The organism is Pseudomonas marincola, from assembly GCF_900682675.2.
GTDB lineage: Bacteria > Pseudomonadota > Gammaproteobacteria > Pseudomonadales > Pseudomonadaceae > Aquipseudomonas > Aquipseudomonas marincola.
Genome location: NZ_LR215729.2, coordinates 512,396 through 538,404, shown reverse-complemented (window position 1 = coordinate 538,404; position 26,009 = coordinate 512,396). Strand labels below are relative to the sequence as shown.

Genomic DNA, 26,009 nt, shown 5'->3' with positions numbered 1-26,009 from the left:
CAATCGACACATTAGATGAGAAACTACACCGCCGCAGCGCCAGGATCGCGCTGTATTCCCAGCAGTTGACACTGCCAGCCACCAGAAAAGGAATTTCTCTTGGCTTCAGAAATTACGCTTTACAGCTACCCCACCAGCCCATTTGCCGCAAAAGTACATGCCTATCTGCTGTACAAGCGCCTGGCATTTCGCGTGCATTATGTTAACCCGCTGAAACTCACCAGCACGCTGCCGGTCGGCCAGCAGATCCCCGTGCTGACCATCGATGGCAGCCATTACGCCGACTCCAGCAGCATCATCAATGAAATCGAACGGCGCTGGCCTGCCGAGGTGACCGCGCAGCAGCCGCTGATTGATACCCGCGATCAATGGCTCACCGAAAACATGGTGCCAACCCTGTTTCGGGCGGCGTTCATGGAGGCTGATTCCTCGGCATTCAAAGCCTGCCGCAATGCCTGGCGCTTGGCGGCGGTGATGCGCAAAGCGTGCGGAGTGCCGCTTATGTTGACGCCGGGCTGGCCGCTGCTGCTGCGCAAGCAACCGTTCATCCGCTCTTTGGTGCTGCCGCAAATCAGCCAGGGCAGCGCACCGGAACAACGGCAGAAAATGCTCAAGCAGATGAAACACTGGCTGAGCGAGAAGCCCTATCTGGCCGGCGACTGCATCAGTCAGGTGGATATCAGCGCCTACGGAATGCTGGCGATGCCGTATTACCTGGACCTTGAAGACGCGGACGACTTTGTCCGCTGCGAAGTGATCAAGGCGTGGTTTGAGCCCATCGACAAACTGATCTGCGACAGCGCCCTGCAAGCCACCGACAACAGCAGGCCGCCGTTACTGGCAGCGCAATGGTGCTCACGCTTGCCTCTGACCAAGGCATAGCAGCCGGTAAGAGCTGCGCATCGTTGCGGCGCAGCTCATACCAACGCTTCAGGCTACTTAGCGAATGATTGTGGTGCTGTCGGCGGCGATGTTTTCCACCGTGCGCCGCTCGCCATTGGCCAGAACAACTTCGACACTGACAGGCGACTTGTCGTCACCCAAGCCAAAGAACAGCGAATTGCTCTGGTCGGTCAACAAGCCTGCCTGAGTATTAAGCTGCTGGGTGTAGCTGCGCCCGGCCTTGGAGATAACCGTGACATTGGCCCCAGCCAGCGCCAGATTGTCGGCAAAGGTCAGCTTGATGTAGCTGGCTTTGCCGGTGTTCAGGTAGGCCTTCGGCTTCTGGCCCATGTTCAGCCAGAACAGGTCCGGACGGCCATCGCTGTCGATGTCATAGATAACCGGCGACTGCCCGTAGTAGGGATCGCCGACTTCCAGTTCATCGTTCTGATAGAACCCGGCAGTATTACCTTCGCCAACCTGAACAAAGGCCTTGCCCGGCAATTTGTTGAGCTGATGCGGCGGCCATTTTATGTAGCTCTGCGCGACCATCAGGTCGAGCTTGCCATCCAGATCGAGATCACCGAATACACCGCCCCAGGCGAACCCGTAACCATCCAGCGCCTTGTCTTTAAGCACATCGTGGAACTTGAAGTCGCCCTCGTTTTCCAGCAGCAACCAATCTAGGTTCAACTCCTGATCATCACGCAGGTCACCGCGTGCCAGCTTATTGCTGATACTGGTGCCGATATTCGACAGGAACAGATCCTGATCGCCATCAGCATCAATGTCGCCAATGCCAATGCCCATCCAGTAACCGAGGCCGGAATCAATGGCAATCGACTCGAAGGTCAGGTCGCCGTTGTTCTTGAATATCTCGACGCGACCGGTGTTGTTGGCCAGCACCAGATCCTGCAAACCATCGTTATTTAGATCGACAAAACTGCTGTGGAAGGTGTTTTGCATGCCTTGAGTACCGGTTTTTTCAGTCACATCCTCGAAGGCCATGTTGCCAATGTTGTGCAGCATCAGGTTGTGCTTGGCATGTTCGGGATCATTGAACACGCTGGATGAGAATTTGTCTGGCGCGACAAACAGGCTGACGTACAGATCAAACTGGCCGTCTTTGTCTATATCTGCAATGGTTGTGCTGAGCGGGATCGAATCCGCCGGCAGCGTGATGTCGAGCTTGCGCGTGGCGAACTTGCCGTCTGTGTTGATCAGCGCGTAGAGGCCATCCTGGCGAGTTACCAGCAGGTCGGTATCGGCGTCATTGTCGAGGTCAAACGACAGCGCGCCATAACTGGCCTGTTTGCCGGCCAGGTCGCCCGTCAGCCCGGCTTCAGCCGCGACATCGACCAGATGCCCATCCACATAACGCAACAGGCCATCCTGGTGGCCTTTACCGCTGGAGATGAACAACTCGCTCTTGCCGTCGCCATCTATGTCGATTACTGCCGCGCCGCTGAAAAACTGCGAGGTTTCGTTATCCCAGTGCGGAGTAAACCCAACATCGACCGGCTTGAATGCGGGCCCGGTAAGCTCAACAGGGGACGATTTTATCGTCTCTTCAGACTGCTGATAAAACCAGTAGTACGCCCCCAGACCGGCAGCGGCGACAACAACCAAAGGAATTCCGATTTTCTTTTTCATAGCCATCCTAGCTAATTGGTCCAAACCGGCACTCTGCGGCAAAGACAACCGCGTCACAACCCTGCAACGTCTTTATGTGCATCTGACACAACCACGACTGACCAACGGTCGCTGCGCTGCAACCCACGCAAACAGCACCCTCACGCCTCAATGCAGAGGGCGGCAATGGGACGCCAAAGACCAATATCAAGATTTTTTGATATTGGTCTTGCTGTATGAAAAATGACCTATTAGACTGCCCACCCTATGAACTTGCGCGTCCCACAGCTCCGCTTTGAGCCTGCCGATGAACTGGCTGCCCTGTGCAAAGCTGGCGGAGACCCGCTACGGTTGAATGTTTTACGTGCGCTGAGCAATGACTCCTTTGGCGTGCTGGAACTGGCGCAGATTTTCGACATCGGCCAATCCGGCATGAGCCATCACCTCAAGGTGTTGGCGCAAGCAGGACTGGTCGCGACACGCCGCGAAGGCAATGCGATTTTCTACCGTCGCGCCTTGTCGGCGGCCACCACTGGTCTGGGCGGCAAGTTGCACAGCGCGCTGCTGGATGAAGTCGATGAGTTGCAACTGCCCGACGCCGTATTGGCGCGCATTGCGCAGGTTCACAGCCAGCGCGCGGCAGCCAGCCAGGATTTCTTTGCGCGCAACGCTGGCAGCTTTCAAGCGCAGCAGGATCTGATTGCCGGGCTTGCGCAGTACCGCGACAGCGTTCTGGCGTTGCTTGATGCACTGGGCTTTGATGCCACAGCCAATGCGTTGGAAATCGGCCCCGGCGATGGCGGTTTCCTGCCCGAGCTGGCCAAGCGTTTTCACAGCGTAACAGCGCTGGATAACAGCCAGGCGATGCTTGATCTGGCACGTTTGCAATGTGAAAAACACGCCCTCGGCAACGTCAAACTGCAACTGGCCGATGCGTTGAATGATGATTACAGCGCCGCCGACTGCGTGGTGATGAACATGGTCTTGCACCATTTCGCCGCGCCAGCCGAAGCGCTCAAGCAGCTCGCCACACGGGTCACGCCCGGCGGCAGCTTGTTGATAACCGAGTTGTGTAGCCACAACCAGAGTTGGGCCAGGCAGGCCTGTGGTGATCTCTGGTTGGGTTTTGAACAGGACGACCTGGCCCAATGGGCTATCGCCGCAGGACTTAACCTGGGTGAAAGCCTTTATGTAGGCCTTCGCAATGGTTTTCAGATTCAGGTGCGGCACTTTGCCAAACCGGAACAACACAGCGGTTCAGGTGTGCAGGTGCGCGCCCAACCGATCTCACCCACCGGTATTAATTAGGAAGACCGATAGATGAGCGATTATTCCCTGTTTACATCCGAATCCGTGTCCGAAGGCCACCCGGATAAAATTGCTGACCAGATCTCCGATGCCGTGCTCGACGCGATCATCAGCAAAGACAAACACGCCCGCGTTGCGTGTGAAACCATGGTCAAGACTGGCGTTGCCATCATCGCCGGTGAAGTCAGCACCAGCGCCTGGGTTGATCTCGAAGACCTGGTCCGTAAAGTCATCATCGACATCGGCTACGACAGCTCGACAGTCGGTTTCGACGGCGCCACGTGCGGCGTTCTGAACATCATTGGCAAGCAGTCGGTCGACATTAACCAGGGCGTTGACCGCAGCAAGCCGGAAGATCAGGGTGCAGGCGACCAGGGCCTGATGTTCGGTTATGCCAGCAACGAAACCGACGTACTGATGCCTGCTCCAATCTGCTTCTCGCACCGTCTGGTCGAGCGTCAGGCTGAAGCACGCAAATCCGGCCTGCTGCCTTGGCTGCGCCCGGACGCGAAATCGCAGGTCACTTGCCGCTATGAAAACGGCAAGGTTGCCGGTATCGACGCCGTTGTTCTGTCGACCCAGCACAACCCGGAAGTCAGCTACAACGACCTGCGCGAAGGCGTTATGGAGTTGATCGTCAAGCACGTGTTGCCTGCCGAACTGCTGCACAAAGACACCCAGTTCCACATCAACCCAACCGGTAACTTTGTAATCGGCGGCCCAGTGGGCGACTGCGGCCTGACTGGCCGTAAGATCATCGTTGACACCTACGGCGGCATGGCCCGTCACGGTGGTGGCGCGTTCTCCGGTAAGGACCCGTCGAAGGTAGACCGTTCAGCTGCATACGCTGGCCGTTATGTTGCCAAGAACATCGTCGCTGCTGGCCTGGCCGAGCGCTGCGAGATTCAGGTTTCCTACGCAATCGGCGTGGCTCAGCCAACCTCGATCTCGCTGAACACCTTCGGCACTGGCAAGATCAGCGATGACAAGATCATCCAACTGGTGCGCGAGCACTTCGATCTGCGTCCATACGCGATAACCAAAATGCTCGACCTGCTGCACCCGATGTACCAGCCAACGGCGGCATACGGCCACTTCGGTCGCAACCCGTACGAAATGACTTACGAAGGTGAAACCTTCACCGCGTTCACCTGGGAACGCACCGACAAGGCCGCTGATCTGCGCGCCGCTGCCGGCCTGTAAGCCATAGCAAAAATGAGCCCCGCCACGTGCGGGGCTTTTTTTCGCCGGTAAACTTTGCAGATTGCGCACAGCCACATCCCGTACCTGACGCGCACGTTTTCAGCCACTCGCCTACCACTGGCAACGCTGCGCAATTATCGAAGCCCCGCCACTCTTTAGTTAACACCGCGCCAAGCCCGCTCAACTAGCCTCAAGGCAGCCCGCCCGCATGGATGCCTGCGATGCCGATCTATCTGTCTATGCTCCTGCTGCTATTGAGCGTGGTCACCGAGGCCGCGCCCTGCCCTGCATGGGATAAGCAACGCGCCAGCGCTGAAATCAACCAACTGCACAGCCGCATCGCTCGCTGGGACAGCGCTTACTATGTGGATAAGTCGCCTTTGGTCAGCGACCAGATCTACGATCAGGCACGGGCGCAGCTCGGCCAATTGCGCGACTGCTTCCCCGCACAGACGCCCGCCGCGACTAACCCACTGACTGTAAATGCCGGGCCACTGCAGCACCCGATTGCGCAAACAGGCCTGCGCAAACTCGCCGACGAAGACGCCGTGAATGCATGGCTCAAAAGCCGCGACGAGGTCTGGATTCAGCCCAAAGTCGATGGCGTTGCCGTCACGCTGATTTATCGCAACGCCAGACTGGTGCAAGTGATCAGCCGGGGCGACGGCATCAGCGGTCAGGACTGGACACATAACGCCCGCCACATCAGCGCCATACCTGCTCAATTAGCGGCGCAACGCGACCTGCTGATACAAGGAGAGCTGTACCTGAGACTGGAGCGCCACGTGCAGTCACGCGATGGCGGCGGTGGCGCGCGCAGCGCAGTGGCCGGGCTGATGAACCGCAAGCAACTGACCCGCCAGCAAGGCGCAGAAATTGGCTTGTTTGTCTGGGACTGGCCACAAGGCCCGAGTGATATTGATGCGCGCAGCGAGCAACTGGCCGCGCTAGGCTTCCCCGCCAGCCAGCAATACAGCCGGCCGATAAAAAACCTCGAAGATGCACAACGGTGGCGCCAGCACTGGTGGACGCAGCCCCTGCCCTTTGCCACTGACGGCGTGGTGCTGCGCCACAATACGCGCTCGCCCGCCGCACGTTGGCAAGCGAAACCACCGCACTGGGCAGCAGCCTGGAAATATCCGGTCTCCAGCGCATTGGCACGGGTGCAGGCGGTGCGTTTCTCGATTGGTCGCAGCGGGCGCATCACCCCGATTCTGCAACTGCAAACCATTAAGCTGGATGCGCGCAATATCAGCCGGGTCAGCCTCGGTTCACTGCAGCGCTGGAAGCAATTAAACATTCAACCGGGCGACAGCGTGGCGATTCGCCTCAGCGGGCATGCCATCCCAACGCTTGAGCGGGTCGTCATGCGTACAGAGCAAAGCCCCAGCGTTATCGCACCAAGTGCCAGCGATTACCACTCACTGACTTGCTGGCAAGACTCGCCCGGCTGCCGACAACAATTCAGCGCACGGCTCAAGTGGTTAGCCAGCAGCGATGGTTTGGATATGAAAGGCGTTGGCCCAGCGACGTGGCAGAAGCTGCTCGACAGCCGACAGGTTTATCAACTACTGGACTGGCTCGCCTTAAGCCGCGAACAGTTGCTGGCAACGCCGGAGCTGGGACAGCACCGCACCGACTTGTTGCTGCATCACATTCAACGGGTACGCCAATTGCCGCTGGCCAACTGGTTGATTGCGCTGGGCATGCCGCCGTTGAACACTCTACCCGCAAACTCCTGGCAAGCCTTGGCCCGGCGAAGCGAGCAAGACTGGCGCGATCTTCGCGGCATTGGCCCGAAACGGGCGGCCGCCTTGCAGGCATTCTTCGCTCACCCGCAGGTAAAGCGCCTCGGCCAGCAACTTCAAACACTCGAAGTGGCTGGCTTCACGCCGGATCAGTGATTGCGGAACTCTTGGTGACACGCCTTGCAGCTGTCTTCGACGCGCTTGACCGGCGCCGCCAGATCAGAGCTTTTCAACGGCTTGGCGGTGGTTGCGACGACTAACGCAGCCGTGCTGTTTTCCAGATCGTCGGCCAGTTCTTTAAACCGTGCCTGACGCTTCCAGACATCGTCCTTGGCGTTGGTGTGATCTTCTTCCTTGATCTGCGGAAAGTGCTGCCAGGGCGTACGTGAAATCTGATCGAGCTTGGCGGCGCCTTCAACAAAGCGCGCCTCGTCGAACACAATACGGCCACGAATCATGCCGCCAAGGTCTTCACTGGTTTTCAGCATTTGCTTGAAAATGGCTTGGCGCTGGCCCAGTGGTGAGTTGGGATCGACACCACCGCAGGCGGTGAGTGTGCTGGCGGCAAGCAGAATTAGCAGAGCGTTTCTGAGTTTCATAACACCTTCATAACTGCAACAAGGCTCAAAAGAGGGCGACAGTATCGTCACTCCCGCGCCTGCGGCCAAGCGCGGTAATTTGTCGCAACAAACTATTGAGCCTGCACGCACACCCCACAGCGAAGACAGCTAGCGCTCAGTTTGGTGTGTTGAAACTCAGGCAGACACCACAAACAGGCTGATAATCAGGCCCATATTGACGAACCAAACCAACGAACGCAGAGGCGCCCAGTCGGCCAGGTAGCAGACCAGATAAACCAGACGACTGATTACAAACGCGATGGCCAGTTGGTCGATCAAGCCTTGCTCGGCGCCACCCGCCAAGTGAGCAATAATCACCGCTGCAGCAAATGCAGGGGTCACTTCGAAGCCATTCAGCTGAGCGTTATTGGCCCGCCGCGCGAGTCCTTCGACGCTGCCCAGATGCGCCCGTGGGTCATGGTTGTGACGCGGGCTGAAGCCGCCGCTGGCAGCCTTGGCCGAGACAGTCGCCAAGTAGGGTAAAAACAGGGCTATCAGTACACACCAGAAGGCAATTGTCATGGACACTCCGCGCTCGAATAGAAGGATTAGCTAGAGTGCGCTAGCGACGAACGGTCGTCCATGACCGTTCTCCTTCAATCACAAGGCAAAAGCGCCAATCATGCCGCCAGTTTGCCGCTGGCAATGGCCGCCGAGGCGCGCAACATGGCGCGCAACAGCACCGCACAACCTGCTGCCAAGTCGCTTGGCGCGGCGTTTTCGATTTCGTTATGGCTGATACCGCCCTCGCACGGCACGAAAATCATCCCGGCCGGGCCCAGCTCCGCGAGAAAAATCGCGTCGTGGCCGGCGCCGCTGACGATGTCCATGTGCGACATGCCCAGCCCTTGCGCAGCACTGCGCACGGCATCCACACAGACCTCATCAAAATACAGCGGCGGGAAGTCTGCCGTCGGCGTCAGCTCGACGCTTAAACCATGCTCGGCGCTGGTGGTCTCGATCACTTTGCGCACCTGCGCGATCATCGAATCCAGACGCTCCGGCTCAAGATGACGGAAATCCAGTGTCATGCGCACCTCGCCCGGAATCACGTTACGCGAACCCGGATACGCCTGCAGGCAACCGACGGTGCCACAGGCGTGCGGCTGATGCTCAAGTGCAATGCGGTTTACTGCCGCGACCACGGCCGCCGCGCCAACCAGCGCGTCTTTGCGCAAATGCATCGGCGTTGGGCCAGCGTGCGCTTCAACGCCGCGCAAGGTCAGGTCGAACCACTTTTGCCCCAACGCACCCAGCACCACACCGATGGTTTTCTCTTCATCCTCAAGAATCGGCCCCTGTTCGATGTGCGCTTCAAAGTAGGCGCCCACGGCGTGGCCGGTAACGGCGCGGCTACCGGCATAACCGATAGCGTTAAGCGCCTCACCCACCGTCACGCCATCGGCATCACGCTTGGCCAGAGTTTCCTCCAGAGTGAATTTGCTGGCGAATACCCCGGAGCCCATCATGCACGGCGCGAAACGCGAGCCTTCCTCGTTGGTCCACACCACCACTTCCAGCGGCGCTTCGGTTTCAATGCCCAGATCGTTCAAGGTACGCAGCACCTCGACGCCGGCCATGACGCCAAAGCAACCATCGAACTTGCCGCCCGTAGGCTGCGTGTCGATGTGACTGCCGGTCATCACCGGCGGCAAATTGGGATTACGTCCGGGGCGACGGGCAAAAATATTGCCGACACCGTCCACCGTTACGCTGCACCCGGCAGCCTCACACCACTTGACGAATAAATCGCGGGCCTGGCGGTCGAGATCGGTCAGGGCCAGGCGGCATACGCCGCCTTTGGGCGTCGCGCCGAGCTGGGCCAACTCCATCAACGATTGCCATAAACGCTCGCTATTGATGTGCTGATCAGTGGATTGCAAAACAGCCTGGGCAGCGGTCATAAATACCTCTCTGTCGATTCTGAGTTTTAGAGTGACGGTTTGGCGACAACGGCAGTGCGCGAGCTATTGGCGCTGCACAAGCCGAAATAGATCAGCCCGCCGAGTGCCGAGCCGGTGAACCAGCCATAATCGTAGAACCAGCTGAATGCAGGACTGCCCAGTGACATCAGGGTCAGCAGAACAGGCAATACGAAGGCGGCAAAACCCATCCAGTTCCAGGCCGGATAAACGTCGTCGCGGTACAGGCCCGCCAGATCCAGACGCTGTTTCTTGATCAGGAAGTAATCCGCCACCATGATCCCGGCGATAGGCCCGAGCAGGCTTGAGTAACCCAGCAGCCAGTTTGAATAAACGCTTTCGAGGCTGACGTCAGAGACAATCCAGCCGAGTTTTTTAAGCAGCTCATGGCCCATCAAACCCAGACCGACAAAGCCTGTGATCAACACCGCCTTGGTGCGGTTGATCAGCTTGGGCGCAATGTTCTGGAAGTCATTGGTGGGCGATACGATGTTGGCGGCGGTGTTGGTAGAAAGCGTCGCCACGATAATCAACGCCATCGCCACTGCCACCCAGCCCGGGCTCTGGATATGGCCGATCAGGCTGACCGGATCCGACACGGTTTCGCCAACCAGCGAAGCCGATGCAGCGGTCATCACCACACCCAGCGCGGCAAACAGGAACATGGTCAGCGGCAGGCCGATTATCTGGCCGACAATCTGGTCTTTCTGGCTTTTCGCGTAGCGACTGAAGTCCGGGATGTTCAACGACAATGTCGCCCAGAACCCGACCATCGCGGTCAAACCGGCCATGAAGTAACCGACCACACTTGCCCCTTCAGGACGCTTGGGCGGTTGTGCGAGCAATTCGCTCATCGACACGTTGGGCAGCGCCCATACCAGCAAGCCGGCACCCACCAGCACCAGCAACGGTGCAGAAAGCGTTTCCAGCCATTTGATCGACTCGGCACCGCGCAGTACAACCCACAGGTTGAGCACCCAGAAGATCATGAAACCAATCACCTCACCGGTGCCGCCAAGGGCTTTCCAACCCTCGAAAATCGAGCCCAGAAACAGGTGAATCGCCAGCCCGCCGAACATGGTCTGAATGCCGAACCAGCCGCACGCCACCACTGCCCGAATCAAACAGGGCACGTTGGAGCCAATGATGCCGAACGAGGAGCGAAGTAATACCGGAAAGGGAATGCCGTACTTGGTACCGGGGAATGCGTTGAGTGTGAGCGGGATCAGCACCACGATGTTGGCGAGCAAAATGGCCAACAGCGCTTCCCCGACCGACAGCCCGAAGTAGGCCGTCAGCACACCACCCAAGGTGTAGGTCGGTACGCAGATCGACATACCGACCCAAAGCGCGGTGATGTGCCATTTGTTCCAGGTTCGCTCATGCACCTTGGTCGGTGCGATGTCGTGGTTGAATCGAGGGCTGTCGAGGACGTCACTGCCCGCCTCTAACTCATACAAGCCATCACGCTCTGTGACTTCCGATCTGCTTTGTTGCATGGGCTTCTCCAGATTTTTTTGATTGTTATTAGCTCATCGGGCTACACGATGGCCGGAGTTCTTCGATCTGCTGCGGTGCCAAATGGCGTTGCGAGGCCGACGAACATGACTGCTGCGACACTCAATAAGCGTGCCTAAAACCATGTTCTGCGCCCCTCAAATCACCAGTTATTCCTCTAACGCGCTGATTAATAATCCTTTTATAAAAAATCTTGGCTTCCAAATCAGCACCAACCCGATCAATTGAAGCGTGTTTCTACAGGTTGTCTGCACAGTCAGGATTCAAAGTGGTGCAGGCATATTTTTTTCAAACCTGCACAGCGCTCAATCCCGCCGGTTTAAATCGCTGATTTTGCATAGGAAATCTCGCTCATTTTGACAACCTGTCAAGTGCGTCAAAATGGTGAGCTGCCGATCCATTTTGGTGATTTACATAAAATATCGTTATTTTTCATATACTTATTAACAAAGTAATTGATTAAAAAATAATCTTGATCATTTCCCAAACTGCTACTAAGTTCTATTCCTGACAGCAGTGACAGGATTAAATCGAGCCACTGCCAGATGCTTCCAGATAAATCCAAGAGCCGACACGCATCGGCCAGCCTGAGAGGAATTTGCTATGGCTTTATTGATCCGCGGCGCCACGGTGCTAACCCATGAAGAAAGCTACAGCGCCGATGTCCTATGCGCGGACGGTCTGATTCAGGCGATTGGTGAAAACCTCGACGCACCGGCAGGTTGCGAGGTTCTCGATGGCAGCGGCCAGTATCTGATGCCAGGCGGCATCGACCCGCACACTCACATGCAACTGCCGTTCATGGGCACCGTTGCCAGTGAAGACTTCTTCAGCGGCACCGCAGCAGGCCTTGCCGGCGGCACCACATCAATCATCGATTTCGTTATCCCCAACCCGCAGCAATCGCTGCTTGAGGCCTTTCATCAATGGCGCGGCTGGGCTGAAAAATCCGCCTCGGATTATGGCTTTCATGTCGCGGTCACGTGGTGGAGCGAACAAGTCAGCGCCGAGATGGAAGAGCTGGTGAGCAAGCACGGGGTCAACAGCTTCAAGCATTTCATGGCGTATAAAAACGCGATCATGGCGGCCGACGACACCCTCGTCGCCAGTTTCGAGCGCTGCCTGTCACTCGGCGCCGTGCCCACTGTGCACGCCGAGAACGGCGAGCTGGTTTACCACCTGCAACAGAAATTGCTGGCTCAGGGCTTAACCGGCCCGGAAGCCCACCCGCTGTCGCGCCCTTCGCAAGTGGAAGGCGAAGCCGCCAGCCGCGCCATTCGCATTGCCGAAACACTCGGCACTCCGCTGTACCTGGTGCACGTTTCAACCCGCGAAGCGCTGGATGAAATCACCTACGCACGCGCCAAGGGCCAGCCGGTTTACGGTGAAGTACTGGCCGGACACTTGTTGCTCGATGACAGCGTTTACCGCGATCCGGACTGGCAAAAAGCGGCAGGCTACGTGATGAGCCCACCGTTCCGTCCGCGCGGCCACCAAGAAGCACTGTGGCAAGGCTTACAGTCCGGCAATCTGCACACCACAGCCACCGACCACTGCTGCTTCTGCGCCGAACAAAAAGCGGCGGGAAAAGACGATTTCAGCAAGATCCCCAACGGCACCGCCGGTATTGAAGACCGCATGGCCGTGCTCTGGGATGAAGGGGTCAACAGCGGCAAATTGTCGATGCATGACTTCGTCGCCCTGACGTCCACCAACACCGCCAAAATCTTCAATCTGTTTCCGCGCAAAGGCGCAATCCGTGTCGGCGCCGACGCAGACTTGGTGCTCTGGGACCCGCAAGGTACGCGCACCATCTCGGCGAAAACCCATCACCAGCAAGTCGACTTCAACATATTCGAAGGCAAAACCGTGCGCGGCGTACCCAGCCACACCATCAGCCAAGGCCGCCTGGTCTGGGCCGACGGTGATCTGCGTGCCGAGCGCGGTGCCGGACGCTATATCGAGCGCCCGGCATACCCGGCCGTTTTCGACTTACTCAGCAAGCGCGCCGAACACCAGCGCCCGACCTCGGTAAAACGCTGAGCACGCTTAGAAAGGGCGCCGCCAGAAAGGCGCCCATTTGCAAAGGCGCACTGACACACCACAAAGACGCAAAGAGCAAAGAGCAAAGGCGGACAAACCCCAAGAGGTTTGGCGCCACTTATCAACGAATTGACTGCCCACAAGGCAGCTGGCCACCAAGGCGAGGTTTTAGCCCCTCATTTGCCGGCCAGCCGCCTTGATAACAATCACAAAACCGTGAGGCATTAACCCGTGATAGACACACTCAGCCACCTCCCTCGCCCGGATGCAGACGCCACTGAACTGGCGAAAAATTTCAGCGATCTGGCACCGCCGCTCAATGCTCGCCAGGCTGCGCTGGAAAGTGCTCGTTGCCTGTATTGCTACGACGCACCGTGCATCAATGCCTGCCCGAGCGACATCGACATTCCGTCGTTCATCGGCAGCATCAGCCATGACAACGTCACCGGCGCTGCGCAAACCATTCTCTCGGCAAACATTCTGGGAGGCAGTTGCGCGCGGGTGTGTCCGACCGAAATCCTCTGCCAGCAAGCCTGTGTGCGCAACAACGAAAAAGAGTGCGCGCCGGTGCTGATCGGTTTGCTGCAACGCTACGCGATTGATAACGCCCAGTTCAGCGAACACCCATTCAAACGCTCAGCCGCAACCGGCAAGCGCATTGCCGTAGTTGGCGCAGGCCCGGCCGGGTTGTCGTGCGCGCACCGGCTGGCGATGCATGGCCATGAAGTGGTGATTTTCGAGGCCCGCGAGAAGTCCGGCGGGCTCAACGAATACGGCATTGCCAAATACAAACTGGTCGATGACTTCGCGCAGAAGGAAGTCGACTTCCTTCTGCAAATCGGCGGCATCGAGATTCGTCACGGGCAAAAACTCGGTGACAATCTGACCCTGACAGAACTGCACCAGCAGTTTGACAGTGTATTTCTCGGGCTCGGCTTGGCAGCCAGCAAACAGCTGGGGCTGACGGATGAAAACGCCGCCGGTTTGATGGCCGCGACCGACTATATCCGCGAACTGCGCCAAACCGATGACCTCAGCCAATTGCCGGTCGCCAATCGCTGCATCGTGCTGGGCGCAGGCAACACGGCGATCGACATGGCCGTGCAAATGGCCAAGCTAGGCGCGCGGGACGTCAATCTGGTTTATCGCCGCGGCCTCAGCGACATGGGCGCCACCGGTCACGAACAGCACATCGCCAAGGATAATCAGGTGCGCCTGCTGACATGGGCGCAACCGGAAGCCGTGCTGCTGGATGATGCCGGCAAGGTGCGCGGTATGCGCTTCGCCAAAACCCGTATGGAAAACGGCCGGCTGAGCACGACCGGCGAGACGTTCGAGCTGGCGGCTGACGCCATTTTCAAAGCCATCGGACAGGCCTTCGACAACAACTCGCTGAGCGACCCGCTGGCCGCAGAACTCAAGCGTGCAGGCGAGCGAATCTGGGTTGATGAAAACCTGCGCACCAGCATTGCCGGCGTATACGCCGGTGGCGATTGCACCTCACTCGATCAAGACCTGACGGTGCAAGCCGTACAGCATGGCAAACTGGCTGCCGAGGCCATTCACTCAACCCTCTCGCTGAAAGTGGAGGCTGCATAATGGCCGATCTCTCTATTGAATTCGCTGGCATCAAATCCCCCAACCCGTTCTGGCTGGCATCTGCGCCACCGACCGATAAAGCCTACAACGTAGTGCGCGCCTACGAGGCTGGCTGGGGCGGCGTGGTCTGGAAAACCCTCGGCGAAGACCCGGCGGCAGTCAACGTGTCATCGCGTTACTCGGCGCTGTACGGCCCTAACCGCGAAGTGATGGGCATCAACAATATCGAACTGATCACCGACCGCTCGCTGGAAATCAACCTGCGCGAAATCACTCAGGTTAAAAAGGACTGGCCGGATCGCGCACTGATCGTCTCGCTGATGGTGCCGTGCGTTGAGGAGTCGTGGAAGTACATTTTGCCGCTGGTCGAAGCCACCGGCGCGGACGGCATTGAACTCAATTTCGGTTGCCCGCACGGCATGCCTGAACGCGGAATGGGCGCAGCAGTTGGCCAGGTTCCCGAGTACGTCGAGATGGTCACGCGCTGGTGCAAGACCTACAGCTCGCTGCCGGTAATCGTCAAACTCACCCCGAACATTACCGATGTGCGCTTATCAGCCCGCGCAGCTCATCGCGGCGGCGCCGATGCGGTGTCGCTGATCAATACCATCAACTCGATCACCAGCATCGACCTCGACATGATGGTCGCGCACCCGATTGTCGGCAGCCAAAGCACCCACGGCGGTTATTGCGGCGCAGCGGTTAAGCCCATTGCCCTGAACATGGTTGCCGAAATCGCCCGCGACCCGGAAACCAGAGGCTTGCCGATTTGCGGTATCGGCGGCATCGGCACCTGGCGCGACGCCGCTGAGTTCGTCGCCCTCGGTTGCGGCGCCGTACAGGTTTGCACCGCCGCGATGCTGCACGGCTTCCGCATTGTTGAAGACATGAAAGACGGACTGTCACGCTGGATGGACTCGAAGGGTTACACCAGCCTCAATGACTTCTCCGGCCGCGCAGTCGGCAACACCACCGACTGGAAGTACCTGGACATTAATTATCAGGTCATCGCCAAGATCGACCAGGACGCCTGCATCGGTTGCGGCCGCTGCCACATCGCCTGCGAAGACACTTCACACCAAGCCATTGCAAGCCTCAAACAGGAGGACGGCACCCACAAATACGAAGTGATCGACGACGAATGCGTCGGCTGCAACCTCTGCCAAATCACCTGCCCGGTCGATGACTGCATCGAAATGGTCGTGCAAGACACCGGCAAGCCGTATCTCAACTGGAATGAAGACCCAAGAAACCCGTACCGGGTGGCGAGTTAGTTATGGTGGAGTAAACCCCTCGCAGGGAATTATGCGGTGTAACCAACATCGCCCGACGGATTGCCCCAAAGGGGCTATCCATCCTCCGGGTGTCGTATGGCGCGGGAATGTTCCCGACGGAGGATGGATAAACCGCAGGTTAATCCGTCATGGCGATCTGCGCGATGTGAATTGCGATCGTCTTTGCGTTCGATTTTTCGCGCGGCGGTGGCGGTGAAAATCCTTCGCGGGAAATTTTGCGGCGTGGCCAATATCGCCTGACGGAATGCCCCGCAGGGGCTATCCATCCTCCGGGTGTCGTAAGGCGCGGCAATGCGTCCCGACGGAGGATGGATAAACCGCAGGTTAATCCGTCATGGCGATCTGCGCGATGTGATTTGCGCTCATCTTTGGGTTCGATTTTCGCGCGGTGGTGGCGGTGAAAACCTCTCGCGAGGAATTTTGCGGTGTGGCCAACATCGCCCGACGGATTGCCCCATCGGGGCTATCCATCCTCCGGGTGTCGTGTGGCGCGGCAATGCTCCCGACGGAGGATGGATAAACCGCAGGTTAATCCGTCATGGCGGTCTTCGCGATGTGAATTGCGATCGTCTTTGCGTTCGATTTCTCGCGCGGTGGTGACGGTAAAAATCCTTCGCGGGGAATTTTGCGGTGTGGCCAATATCGCCTGACGGATTGCCCCGCAGGGGCTATCCATCCTCCGGGTGTCGTATGGCGCGGGAACGCTCCCGACGGAGGATGGATAAACCGCAGGTTAATCCGTCATGGCGACCTACGAGATGTGAATTGCGATCGTTTTTGCGTTCGATTTCTCGCGCGGCGGTGGCGATGAGAGTCCTTCGCGGGAAATTATTCGGTGTGGCCAACATCGCCTGACGGATTGCCCCGCAGGGGCTATCCATCCTCCGTGTATCGTAAGGCGCGGAACGCTCCCGACGGAGGATGGATAAACCGCAGGTTAATCCGTCATGGCGGTCTAACAGATGTGAGCAGCAGCCCTAAAGCGAACTTCAGGGCTCAAGCCCGATGCCACGGAGTATCACGGTGGTGATGGTTTGCACGGCTTTCTCAAATTGCATCTCGCTCAGCGCCTGATGGTCATTGAGCACTTTCACCTGATGACTGAAATCGGCGTAATGCTGGGTTGAGGCCCAGATCATGTACAGCAAGCTCGAAGGCTCGACCGCCAATATTCGTTTGTCTTCAACCCACTGACGGATTTTCGCCTCTTTCATTTTCGCCCAGTCGTAGAGGCTTTTATCCAGTTCGTCACCGAGCATCGGGGCGCCGTGAATAATCTCGTTGGCCCAAACCTTGGAGCCGTGCGGACGGGTGCGCGAGTGGGTCATTTTCGCCCGAATGTAACTGCTGAGCACCACTCGTGGATCGTCAAACATCTCGAAGCACAGCGCATCCTGCTTCCACACCTCGAGCAAATCGAGGAGGACAGCGCGATACAGGTCGTCTTTGGTGCTGAAGTAGTAATGCAGATTGGAACGTGGCAGCCCGACTTCCTCGGCGATGTCGCCCATCGAGGCGCCGCCGTAGCCTTTCTCGGAAAAAATCTTCTCGGCAGCGAGGAGGATTTTCTCGGTATTGCGCCGGCGAATTTCGATCTTGTGGTTGGCCATGCTGTGTCCATTACGAGGCAGTGAGCCAAGGCTATCATCTGCTTTCAAACAGAGCGACGGAAAGCCTTGGGCAAAAGCGTTCAGGTCGCTATAATTGGCCGGTTTTTCGTGAGCAACTCCGCTTTGCTCACGCCCGCCACCTGTCCGAGGGGCGCTGCAGCAGACCCTGTTTCTCAGCGGTTTGTCAGGCTCGGATGGGGCGTTAACCATACGCATCAACGGCGCCCATTCGCAGACAACGAATGGAGAACTCATTTTATGAGCGCTGTTATGACGCCTGAAGGTTTTACCGACTTTAAAGTCGCCGATATTTCGCTGGCCGCCTGGGGCCGCCGCGAAACCATCATCGCCGAATCCGAAATGCCGGCTCTGATGGGCCTGCGCCGCAAGTATGCCGGCGAACAGCCGCTTAAAGGCGCGAAGATCATCGGTTGCATCCACATGACCATCCAGACTGCCGTGTTGATCGAAACACTGGTAGTTCTGGGCGCTGAAGTGCGCTGGTCTTCGTGCAACATTTTCTCGACTCAGGATCAGGCTGCTGCTGCCATCGCGGCGGCCGGTATTCCGGTATTTGCCTGGAAAGGCGAAACCGAAGAAGAGTACGAGTGGTGCATCGAGCAAACCATCCTCAAGGATGGCCAACCTTGGGACGCCAACATGATCCTCGACGACGGCGGCGACCTGACCGAAATCCTGCACAAGAAATACCCGGCCATGCTGGACAAAATCCACGGCGTGACCGAAGAAACCACCACCGGCGTTCACCGCCTGCTGGACATGCTGGCCAAGGGCGAGCTGAAAATCCCGGCAATCAACGTCAACGACTCGGTCACCAAGAGCAAGAACGACAACAAGTACGGTTGCCGTCACAGCCTCAACGACGCCATCAAGCGCGGCACCGATCACCTGTTGTCCGGCAAGCAAGCGCTGGTCATCGGCTACGGTGACGTAGGTAAAGGTTCGGCTCAGTCGCTGCGCCAGGAAGGCATGATCGTCAAGGTTTCCGAGATCGATCCAATCTGCGCCATGCAAGCCTGCATGGACGGCTTCGAGCTGGTTTCCCCGTACATCGACGGCCTCAACGACGGCACCGACGCCTGCATCGACAAAGCACTGCTGGGCAAGATCGACCTGATCGTAACCACCACCGGCAACGCCAACGTGTGTGACGCGGGCATGCTCAAGGCTCTGAAGAAGCGCGCAGTGGTGTGCAACATCGGCCACTTCGACAACGAAATTGACACCGCTTTCATGCGCAAGAACTGGGCATGGGAAGAAGTTAAGCCGCAGGTACACAAGATCCACCGTACCGGCGCTGGCAGCTTTGACGCGCAGAACGATGACTACCTGATCCTGCTGGCCGAAGGCCGTCTGGTGAACCTGGGTAACGCCACTGGCCACCCGAGCCGCATCATGGATGGCTCGTTCGCCAACCAGGTTCTGGCGCAGATCTTCCTGTTCGGCCAGAAGTACGCCGACCTTCCAGCCGCTCAGAAAGCCGAGCGCCTGACAGTTGAAGTACTGCCGAAGAAACTCGACGAAGAAGTGGCTCTGGAAATGGTTAAAGGCTTCGGTGGCGTTGTTACCAAGCTGACCAAGACCCAGGCCGACTACATCGGCGTTACCGTTGAAGGCCCATTCAAGCCAGACGCTTACCGCTACTAATCAGTCCGCGCGCTGGCAGTGTGAGAGCGCTGCCAGCGCGCGTTCAAGATGGAATCTTCTGATGAGTAAAGAACGCCGTTACAGCTTCGAGTTCTTCCCGACCAAGACCGAAGCCGGCCACGAAAAGCTGCTGGCAACTGCCCGCGAGCTGGCCACCTATAACCCAGATTTCTTCTCCTGCACCTATGGCGCAGGCGGCTCGACCCGCGACCGCACACTGAACACCGTGCTGCAACTCGACGGCGAGATCAAAGTAGAAACCGCTCCGCACCTTTCGTGCGTTGGCGACAGCAAGGCTGAGTTGCGCGAGCTGTTGGCTCTGTACAAAGACGCAGGCATCAAGCGCATCGTTGCCCTGCGTGGCGACCTGCCATCCGGCATGGGCATGGCCAGCGGCGAGCTGCGCTATGCCAACGAGCTGGTGAGCTTCATTCGTGAAGAGACTGGCGATCAGTTTCACATCGAAATCGCCGCCTACCCGGAGATGCATCCGCAGGCACGCAATTTCGAAGACGATATCGCCAACTTCGTGCGCAAGGCCAAAGCCGGTGCCGACAGTGCGATTACCCAGTATTTCTTCAACGCCGACAGCTACTTCTACTTTGTCGACCGCGTGCGCAAGATGGGTATCGACCTGCCAATCGTGCCGGGCATCATGCCGATCACCAACTACAGCAAGCTGGCACGCTTCTCCGACGCCTGTGGCGCCGAGATTCCACGCTGGGTACGCAAGCAGCTGGAAGCCTATGGTGACGACATCGAGAGCATTCAGGCGTATGGCGAGCAAGTCATCACTGAAATGTGCGAACGCCTGCTGCAAGGCGGCGCGCCGGGCCTGCACTTCTATACGTTGAACCAATCCGCGCCAAGCCTGGCGATTTGGAACAACCTGAAGCTGCCGCGCTGATTCAGTCTTTGCGACGCTGCGGCCTGCTCTCGGGTTAGGCCGCAGTCTTTAGCAGTTGCTCGAAGACAATGCTTTATAACGGCCCTGCATAACAGTGTTGGCGAACCGTTAAGCAGGCTATTGATAAAATTGCCCACTGCTCTGTTATACTCGGGACTTCCCGCCAGGCTTGCGCCCGGATGCTAGGCCCCTCAGAGACCAGCAGTACCGGACGGGATTGCACGCTCATTACGTTGCGATTCAAGCCAGGCAATATACCTCATAGGGCAACGCGCCCTCACTAGACAGGATTTCACATGTCCTTTGCTTCCCTCGGTCTCTCCGAGGCTTTAGTCCGTGCGGTCGAGTCCGCAGGCTACACCCAACCAACTCCGGTGCAACAGCGGGCTATCCCCGCCGCGTTGCAAGGTCGTGACCTGATGGTTGCGGCACAGACAGGTACGGGTAAGACCGGTGGTTTCGCACTGCCAATCCTTGAGCGTTTGTTCCCTAATGGTCACCCAGACCGCGAACACCGCCACGGCCCTAAGCAACCGCGCGTTCTGGTGCTGACACCAACCCGCGAACTGGCCGCCCAGGTGCACGACAGCTTCAAGCTGTATGCCCGCGATTTGAAATTCGTCAGCGCCTGCATCTTTGGCGGCGTTGGCATGAACCCGCAAGTACAGGCACTGGCCAAAGGCGTTGACGTACTCGTCGCCTGCCCGGGTCGCCTGCTCGACCTTGCCGGTCAAGGCAGCATTGATCTGTCCCACGTAGAGACACTGGTGCTCGACGAAGCCGACCGCATGCTCGACATGGGCTTCATCCACGACGTCAAGAAAGTCCTGGCGCGCCTGCCTGCCAAGCGTCAGAACCTGCTGTTCTCGGCAACGTTCTCGAAAGACATCACCGACCTTGCCGGCAAGCTTTTGCACAACCCGGAACGCATTGAAGTAACGCCGCCGAACACCACGGTCGAGCGAATCGAACAGCGCGTTTTCCGCCTGCAGGCCAGCCACAAGCGCGCCCTGCTCGCTCACCTGATTACCGCTGGCGCGTGGGAACAGGTGCTGGTTTTCACCCGCACCAAGCACGGTGCCAACCGTCTGGCCGAATACCTCGACAAGCACGCTCTGCCAGCTGTCGCGATTCACGGCAACAAGAGCCAGAATGCGCGCACCAAGGCACTGGCTGACTTCAAGGCAAATAAAGTACGCGTACTGGTTGCTACCGATATCGCCGCGCGCGGTCTGGATATCGACCAACTGCCGCACGTGGTCAACTTCGAACTGCCAAACGTTGAAGAAGATTACGTACACCGTATCGGCCGTACAGGCCGCGCCGGTCGCAGCGGCGAGGCGATCTCGCTGGTTGCTCCGGACGAAGAGAAGCTGCTCAAAGGCATCGAGCGCATGACCAAGCAGAAGATCCCTGATGGTGATCTGCTCGGTTTTGACGTGAGCAAAGTTGAAGCCGAACGTCCGGAAGTTCGTGAGCCACGCCAGCCGCGCGGCCCACGCAACAACTCCGGCGGTGCCGAGGCCAAAACTGGCGGCGAGCGCCACGGTTCGGGTCGTCGCGATAAAGGCAAAGACTCTGGCCGGGCCAAATCAGCGCCTGCTGGCGGCCGCGCCAAACAGCCGCGCAACGCCCGCTCCTCGAACACCGTTGCCGCCATTCCCGCATTACCTCCAGACCGCGCGCCGGACGAGTTTCTTGATGACGAGATTGATAACTTCGGCAACCGTGCAGACTACGTAAGTCCGCACCAGAACAAGCCACAGCACAACCGCGGTCGTCGTCCAGGCGCACCGGCAGCTGCTGCGGCCGCAACACCTGGCCAGGCGCCACGTAGCAAAGGCCCGCGCAAGCCTTCGGGCGCGAATGGCGCACAAGGCAAGCGTTCGTCTGGTGGTCAGTCGTCAGGCCGTAACGGCGGTGGTTCAGGCCGTTCGCGTCCGCCGCGTGACCGCGACACCACACGCTCGCTGGATCGTGCAGCAGATCGTCCGTTGCAGGAGCCGGGTCAGTCCCGTCGCCCGCAAGAGAAAGTCCCGGTGATTATCCACAAGGGCTCGCGCAGCGATCGCCTGCCAACGCCAGAGCAACTGGACCAACTGCCTAGCAGCCGTCCACGTGGCGAAAAGCCTGCACTGCTGACGCGTAACCGCGACAACGGCTAGCTTTTCTGCAACAGCAAAACGCCGACTTTCGAGTCGGCGTTTTTGTTTGTGCATGTTGTTAACACACCGCACAACCGGAGGATGGATAGCGGCGCAGCGCCGCAATCCGTCATAGCGATTCATGCTCCACGCCACATCAACACAGGTGCAATGCATGTCGAAAACCAGACGCCACGCCCGCGACACCCCGAATACCGATATGACGGTTTACCCTGCGGGTTAACCATCCTCCGCAGATGCAAAAACGCCCGATGCAATGCACCGGGCGTTTAGCTCAAGCTCTGCGGCGCAGTTTACTTGCGCACGCCCTCGAAAGAGATGATCAGCTCAACTTCTTGCGAAGCAGGGCCGAGGTCTTTTTCGATGTTGAAGTCTTTCATCTTGATCGTGGTAGTGCCTTCGAAACCGGCACGGTAGCCGCCCCACGGATCATCGCCTTCGCCCACAAACTTGGCAGCAACTACCACTGGCTTGGTTACGCCATTGAGCGTCAGGTTACCGGTCACATCGGCCATGCCTTCGCCAGTTGACTTGACGGAAGTCGACTCGAAGGTAGCGGTCGGGTTTTTGCTGACGTTGAGGAAGTCACCGCTGCGGATGTGCTTGTCACGCTCGGCATTGTTGGTATCAACGCTTTCGGTTTTCAGGGTGACGTTGATCTTGCTGGCTTCCGGATTCTTGCTGTCATAGCTGAAGCTGCCATCGAACTCTTTGAACGAGCCGTAGATGTAGCTGTAGCCAAGATGGCCAACCTTGAAGTTGACGAATGCGTGCTGACCTTTGATATCGAGCGCGTAATCCGCTGCCATCGCCTGACCGGCACCCAACAACGCAGTGCCAATAGCCAGTGCAGCGAGTGTTTTCTTCAGCATGAGTGTGCTCCTTGTGTTTGTATTCAATAAGCGCGCAAAGCTCACAGCGCGCCAATGGTGTTACCAATCAACGCCCCAGCATGCGAGTGAGCGTCGTGTCACGATCAATAAAGTGATGCTTCAATGCTGCCAAACCGTGAACGCCTGCGAATATCACCAGCGCCCAGGCCAGATACTCATGCACCAGCCCTGCAATATCCTCCTGATTGGGGATGCTGGTCAGGGTTGCCGGTACTTCGAACCAGCCGAACACCGGAATTCCACGGCCTTCTGCGGTGGAGATCAGATATCCGCTGATCATCAACACAAACAAGCCGAGGTACAGAAAGGCATGACCGAAGCGCGTGGCTTTCTGGGTCAGTGGACCATGGCTGGCCAAATGGCCAGGCGGTGGGCTGACCCAGCGCCAGATAACGCGCAGCACCATGACTGCGAAGAGAATCAGGCCGACACTTTTATGGATGTCCGGTGCCTTGGTGTACCAGCTGCTGTAGTAGTCCAGCCCAACCATCCAGTAACCCAGCGCAAACAAGCCGAACACCACCAGCGCCACCAGCCAGTGCAACGAGACACTGACAAAACCGTAGCGCGTTGGAGAGTTACGCCATTGCATTGATAGGCTCCGCATTTATGTAAATGATAATTGTGCGCAAGATTAGCAACAAACCAATCGATTAAAAGCAGAAAATACTGCTTTGAAATATCGAGAAATACGATGCGTAAAACCAATCAGTCAGCTTGAGCAGATTGGATGCACAGCTTCATTTTCAGTTCAGCACAAAGTCTGAGAAATTCACTTTTTGCCGGTGTTTAAAGGGCCGCGCGTGATGCCCTCTCGCCCGCACGCATCTGATAGGCTTGGGGCAGATGATTTGGAGAACACAACAATGAGCTTAAATGACCACTGGATGCAGCGCGACCTCGCTGTGCTCTGGCACCCCTGTACGCAAATGAAGGATCACGAACGCCTGCCGGTGATTCCGATCAAGCGCGGCGAAGGGGTCTGGCTGGAAGACTTCGACGGCAAACGCTATCTGGATGCAGTCAGCTCCTGGTGGGTGAACGTATTTGGTCACGCCAATCCACGCATCAATCAGCGTATCAAGGATCAGGTCGACCAGCTGGAGCATGTGATTCTCGCGGGCTGCAGCCATCAGCCGGTGATCGAATTGTCCGAGCGACTGGTGGCCATGACGCCGGCCGGACTGGACCGGGTGTTCTACGCCGACAATGGCTCTTCGTGCATCGAGATTGCGCTGAAGATGAGCTTTCATTACTGGCAGAACGTCGGCCAGCCGCAGAAGAAACGCTTCGTCACCCTGAGCAATAGCTACCACGGCGAGACCGTTGCGGCGATGTCGGTCGGTGACGTTGCCCTGTTCACCGACACCTACAAAGCATTGCTGCTCGACACCATCAAAGTGCCCAGCCCGGACTGCTATCTGCGCCCCGAAGGCATGAGCTGGGAAGAACACTCGCGCAACATGTTCCAGTGCATGGAGCAAACCCTCAGCGAGCATCATCATGAGGTGGCAGCGGTTATTGTCGAGCCGCTGATTCAGGGCGCGGGTGGTATGCGCATGTATCACCCGGTCTACCTCAAGCTGCTGCGCGAAGCCTGCGACCGTTACGGCGTGCACCTGATCCACGACGAAATTGCGGTCGGCTTTGGCCGCACCGGCACCATGTTCGCCTGCGAGCAGGCCGGTATCCGTCCTGACTTCCTGTGCTTGTCCAAGGCGCTGACGGGCGGTTACCTGCCATTGGCCGCGTGTCTGACCACCGATACGGTTTATCAAGCGTTCTACGACGACTACTCGACGCTTCGCGCCTTCCTCCATTCGCACAGTTACACCGGCAACCCGCTGGCCTGCGCTGCGTCTCTGGCAACACTGGATATTTTCGAGGAAGACAACGTCATCGAGCGCAACAAAGCGCTGGCCAAACGCATGGCCGATGCCACCGCGCACCTTGCTGACCACCCCAATGTTGCCGAAGTGCGCCAGACCGGCATGGCTGTGGCCATCGAGATGGTGCAAGACAAAGCCAGCAAAGCGGCCTATCCGTGGCAGGAACGTCGCGGCATGAAGGTCTACCAGCACGCACTGGAGCGCGGCGCCTTGCTGCGCCCGCTGGGCAGCGTGGTGTATTTCCTGCCGCCGTATGTGATTACCCCGGAGCAGATCGACTTTCTCGCCGATGTCGCCAGCGAAGGCATCGACATTGCCACACGCACCTCAGTCAGCGTGCCGACCGGCAATACCGATTACCCGGGGTTCCGCGATCCGGGTTGAGTTGATCGCATAGATCGCCGTGACGGATTGCCTCCTTCGGGGCTATCCGTCCTCCGGCCTTTGATTTCCGGCCTGGTCTTCGGAGGATGGATGAACCGCAGGTTGATCCGTCATGGCTGACGATGGGTGGCGGGGTTTGTGTGTTTGCCTGTGAAGTGGATTTAGCCTCGGGTTGAAGAAGCGGCGATGCGTGCATCGCCATGACGGATTGCCTCCTTCGGGGCTATCCATCCTCCGCCTTCGATTCTCGGCTTGGTTTGCGGAGGATGGATGAACCGCAGGTTGATCCGTCATGGCTGACGATGGGTGGCGGGGATTTGTGCGTTTGTTTGTGATGTGGCTTTGGTCTTGGGTTGAAGAGGCGGCGATGCGTGCATCGCCGTGACGGATTGCCTCCTTCGGGGCTATCCATCCTCCGGACTTTGATTTTCGGCTTGGTCTTTGGAGGATGGATGAACCGCAGGTTGATCCGTCATGACTGACGATGGGTTGCAGGCATTTGTGCGTTTGTTTGTGATGTGGCTTTGGGCTTGGGTTGAAGAGGCGGCGATGCTTGCATCGCCGTGACGGATTGCCTCCTTCGGGGCTATCCATCCTCCAGCCGTTGATTTCCGGCTTGGCCTTTGGAGGATGGATGAACCGCAGGTTGATCCGTCATGGCTGACGATGGTTTGCGGGGATTTGTGTGTTTGCCTGTGGTGTGGCTTTGGCCTTGGTTTGAAG

At 58.0% G+C, this 26,009-nt stretch carries 19 protein-coding genes and 1 riboswitch; of the genes, 11 read left to right on the top strand and 8 right to left on the bottom strand.

Annotated features, from left to right (window positions below; translation table 11 throughout):
* Nucleotides 1-99: 99 nt before the first annotated feature.
* Entirely contained in the window at nt 100-882 is a 783-nt protein-coding gene (locus PMYSY11_RS02310) for a glutathione S-transferase family protein (RefSeq protein WP_150548200.1), read from the top strand.
* A gap of 57 nt (nt 883-939) precedes the next feature.
* Here PMYSY11_RS02310 and PMYSY11_RS02305 read toward each other — a convergent pair whose 3' ends face one another.
* Complete coding sequence (locus PMYSY11_RS02305) at nt 940-2,535, bottom strand: FG-GAP-like repeat-containing protein (RefSeq protein WP_172970653.1); 1,596 nt, start codon at nt 2,533-2,535, stop codon at nt 940-942.
* Nucleotides 2,536-2,781: 246 nt separating this feature from the next.
* Between PMYSY11_RS02305 and PMYSY11_RS02300 the strand changes: the two genes are divergently transcribed.
* The 3 genes from PMYSY11_RS02300 (at nt 2,782) to ligB (ending at nt 6,929) form a co-directional block, all read left to right on the top strand.
* Nucleotides 2,782-3,822 (top strand): ArsR/SmtB family transcription factor, encoded by a 1,041-nt coding sequence (locus PMYSY11_RS02300; RefSeq protein ID WP_150548198.1) that lies wholly within the window; start codon nt 2,782-2,784, stop codon nt 3,820-3,822.
* A 12-nt stretch (nt 3,823-3,834) separates the two neighbouring features.
* Nucleotides 3,835-5,025 (top strand): methionine adenosyltransferase, encoded by a 1,191-nt coding sequence (gene metK, locus PMYSY11_RS02295; RefSeq protein ID WP_069902482.1) that lies wholly within the window; start codon nt 3,835-3,837, stop codon nt 5,023-5,025.
* A gap of 221 nt (nt 5,026-5,246) precedes the next feature.
* Nucleotides 5,247-6,929 carry an NAD-dependent DNA ligase LigB gene (gene ligB, locus PMYSY11_RS02290; protein ID WP_239655523.1) on the top strand — a complete coding sequence of 561 codons (1,683 nt, stop codon included), beginning with the start codon at nt 5,247-5,249 and terminating at the stop codon, nt 6,927-6,929.
* Here ligB and PMYSY11_RS02285 read toward each other — a convergent pair.
* From PMYSY11_RS02285 to PMYSY11_RS02270, 4 genes are all read right to left on the bottom strand, one after another.
* Nucleotides 6,923-7,372, bottom strand: a complete 450-nt coding sequence (locus PMYSY11_RS02285; protein WP_090513764.1) for a c-type cytochrome — start codon at nt 7,370-7,372, stop codon at nt 6,923-6,925. The two genes, ligB and PMYSY11_RS02285, sit on opposite strands and share 7 nt — an antisense overlap.
* Before the next feature lie 156 nt (nt 7,373-7,528).
* Complete coding sequence (locus PMYSY11_RS02280) at nt 7,529-7,915, bottom strand: MAPEG family protein (protein ID WP_069902479.1); 387 nt, start codon at nt 7,913-7,915, stop codon at nt 7,529-7,531.
* Between the two features lie 98 nt (nt 7,916-8,013).
* Nucleotides 8,014-9,297, bottom strand: a complete 1,284-nt coding sequence (locus PMYSY11_RS02275) for a Zn-dependent hydrolase (protein ID WP_069902478.1) — start codon at nt 9,295-9,297, stop codon at nt 8,014-8,016.
* A 26-nt stretch (nt 9,298-9,323) separates the two neighbouring features.
* Complete coding sequence (locus tag PMYSY11_RS02270; protein WP_090513771.1) at nt 9,324-10,814, bottom strand: NCS1 family nucleobase:cation symporter-1; 1,491 nt, start codon at nt 10,812-10,814, stop codon at nt 9,324-9,326.
* A 622-nt stretch (nt 10,815-11,436) separates the two neighbouring features.
* Here PMYSY11_RS02270 and hydA point away from each other — a divergent pair.
* The 3 genes from hydA (at nt 11,437) to preA (ending at nt 15,749) form a co-directional block, all read left to right on the top strand.
* The gene (gene hydA, locus PMYSY11_RS02265; RefSeq protein WP_069902476.1) at nt 11,437-12,876 is read left to right on the top strand and encodes a dihydropyrimidinase; all 1,440 of its coding nucleotides are present in this window, start codon (nt 11,437-11,439) and stop codon (nt 12,874-12,876) included.
* 231 nt (nt 12,877-13,107) lie between these two features.
* Nucleotides 13,108-14,475 (top strand): NAD(P)-dependent oxidoreductase, encoded by a 1,368-nt coding sequence (locus tag PMYSY11_RS02260; protein ID WP_150548196.1) that lies wholly within the window; start codon nt 13,108-13,110, stop codon nt 14,473-14,475.
* Nucleotides 14,472-15,749 carry an NAD-dependent dihydropyrimidine dehydrogenase subunit PreA gene (gene preA, locus PMYSY11_RS02255; protein WP_170827811.1) on the top strand — a complete coding sequence of 426 codons (1,278 nt, stop codon included), beginning with the start codon at nt 14,472-14,474 and terminating at the stop codon, nt 15,747-15,749. Before PMYSY11_RS02260 ends, preA begins: the two co-directional genes overlap by 4 nt.
* Before the next feature lie 1,010 nt (nt 15,750-16,759).
* On the opposite strand, the gene PMYSY11_RS02250 is transcribed toward preA, so the two are convergent.
* Nucleotides 16,760-17,380: a TetR/AcrR family transcriptional regulator gene (locus PMYSY11_RS02250; RefSeq protein ID WP_090513777.1), complete on the bottom strand. Its 621-nt coding sequence runs from the start codon at nt 17,378-17,380 to the stop codon at nt 16,760-16,762.
* 140 nt (nt 17,381-17,520) lie between these two features.
* A riboswitch (S-adenosyl-L-homocysteine riboswitch) is annotated at nt 17,521-17,614 on the top strand.
* Nucleotides 17,615-17,638: 24 nt separating this feature from the next.
* Here PMYSY11_RS02250 and ahcY point away from each other — a divergent pair.
* From ahcY to PMYSY11_RS02235, 3 genes are all read left to right on the top strand, one after another.
* Complete coding sequence (ahcY, locus tag PMYSY11_RS02245; RefSeq protein ID WP_069902472.1) at nt 17,639-19,048, top strand: adenosylhomocysteinase; 1,410 nt, start codon at nt 17,639-17,641, stop codon at nt 19,046-19,048.
* Nucleotides 19,049-19,109: 61 nt separating this feature from the next.
* Nucleotides 19,110-19,955, top strand: coding sequence for a methylenetetrahydrofolate reductase [NAD(P)H] (gene metF / locus PMYSY11_RS02240; RefSeq protein WP_069902471.1), 846 nt, complete (start codon nt 19,110-19,112; stop codon nt 19,953-19,955).
* Nucleotides 19,956-20,251: 296 nt separating this feature from the next.
* A complete protein-coding gene (locus PMYSY11_RS02235) occupies nt 20,252-22,120 on the top strand; it encodes an RNA helicase RhlE2 (RefSeq protein ID WP_150548195.1) in 1,869 nt (622 codons plus the stop codon).
* Between the two features lie 293 nt (nt 22,121-22,413).
* Here PMYSY11_RS02235 and PMYSY11_RS02230 read toward each other — a convergent pair whose 3' ends face one another.
* Entirely contained in the window at nt 22,414-22,992 is a 579-nt protein-coding gene (locus PMYSY11_RS02230) for a YceI family protein (RefSeq protein ID WP_150548194.1), read from the bottom strand.
* Between the two features lie 67 nt (nt 22,993-23,059).
* On the bottom strand, nt 23,060-23,605 hold the full coding sequence (locus PMYSY11_RS02225; protein WP_150548193.1) for a cytochrome b: 546 nt from the start codon (nt 23,603-23,605) through the stop codon (nt 23,060-23,062).
* A 274-nt stretch (nt 23,606-23,879) separates the two neighbouring features.
* On the opposite strand from PMYSY11_RS02225, the gene PMYSY11_RS02220 reads away from it, so the two are divergent.
* Nucleotides 23,880-25,286 (top strand): adenosylmethionine--8-amino-7-oxononanoate transaminase, encoded by a 1,407-nt coding sequence (locus PMYSY11_RS02220; protein WP_150548192.1) that lies wholly within the window; start codon nt 23,880-23,882, stop codon nt 25,284-25,286.
* The last annotated feature ends 723 nt before the right edge of the window (nt 25,287-26,009 follow it).

Excerpts from the sequence above, each read along its gene's own strand:
- PMYSY11_RS02305 (WP_172970653.1), bottom strand. The coding sequence starts at position 2,535 with ATGAAAAAGAAAATCGGAATTCCTTTGGTTGTTGTCGCCGCTGCCGGT.
- PMYSY11_RS02300 (WP_150548198.1), top strand. The coding sequence starts at position 2,782 with ATGAACTTGCGCGTCCCACAGCTCCGCTTTGAGCCTGCCGATGAACTG.
- metK (WP_069902482.1), top strand. The coding sequence starts at position 3,835 with ATGAGCGATTATTCCCTGTTTACATCCGAATCCGTGTCCGAAGGCCAC.
- ligB (WP_239655523.1), top strand. The coding sequence starts at position 5,247 with ATGCCGATCTATCTGTCTATGCTCCTGCTGCTATTGAGCGTGGTCACC.
- PMYSY11_RS02285 (WP_090513764.1), bottom strand. The coding sequence starts at position 7,372 with ATGAAACTCAGAAACGCTCTGCTAATTCTGCTTGCCGCCAGCACACTC.
- PMYSY11_RS02280 (WP_069902479.1), bottom strand. The coding sequence starts at position 7,915 with ATGACAATTGCCTTCTGGTGTGTACTGATAGCCCTGTTTTTACCCTAC.
- PMYSY11_RS02275 (WP_069902478.1), bottom strand. The coding sequence starts at position 9,297 with ATGACCGCTGCCCAGGCTGTTTTGCAATCCACTGATCAGCACATCAAT.
- PMYSY11_RS02270 (WP_090513771.1), bottom strand. The coding sequence starts at position 10,814 with ATGCAACAAAGCAGATCGGAAGTCACAGAGCGTGATGGCTTGTATGAG.
- hydA (WP_069902476.1), top strand. The coding sequence starts at position 11,437 with ATGGCTTTATTGATCCGCGGCGCCACGGTGCTAACCCATGAAGAAAGC.
- PMYSY11_RS02250 (WP_090513777.1), bottom strand. The coding sequence starts at position 17,380 with ATGGCCAACCACAAGATCGAAATTCGCCGGCGCAATACCGAGAAAATC.
- ahcY (WP_069902472.1), top strand. The coding sequence starts at position 17,639 with ATGAGCGCTGTTATGACGCCTGAAGGTTTTACCGACTTTAAAGTCGCC.
- metF (WP_069902471.1), top strand. The coding sequence starts at position 19,110 with ATGAGTAAAGAACGCCGTTACAGCTTCGAGTTCTTCCCGACCAAGACC.
- PMYSY11_RS02235 (WP_150548195.1), top strand. The coding sequence starts at position 20,252 with ATGTCCTTTGCTTCCCTCGGTCTCTCCGAGGCTTTAGTCCGTGCGGTC.
- PMYSY11_RS02230 (WP_150548194.1), bottom strand. The coding sequence starts at position 22,992 with ATGCTGAAGAAAACACTCGCTGCACTGGCTATTGGCACTGCGTTGTTG.
- PMYSY11_RS02225 (WP_150548193.1), bottom strand. The coding sequence starts at position 23,605 with ATGCAATGGCGTAACTCTCCAACGCGCTACGGTTTTGTCAGTGTCTCG.
- PMYSY11_RS02220 (WP_150548192.1), top strand. The coding sequence starts at position 23,880 with ATGAGCTTAAATGACCACTGGATGCAGCGCGACCTCGCTGTGCTCTGG.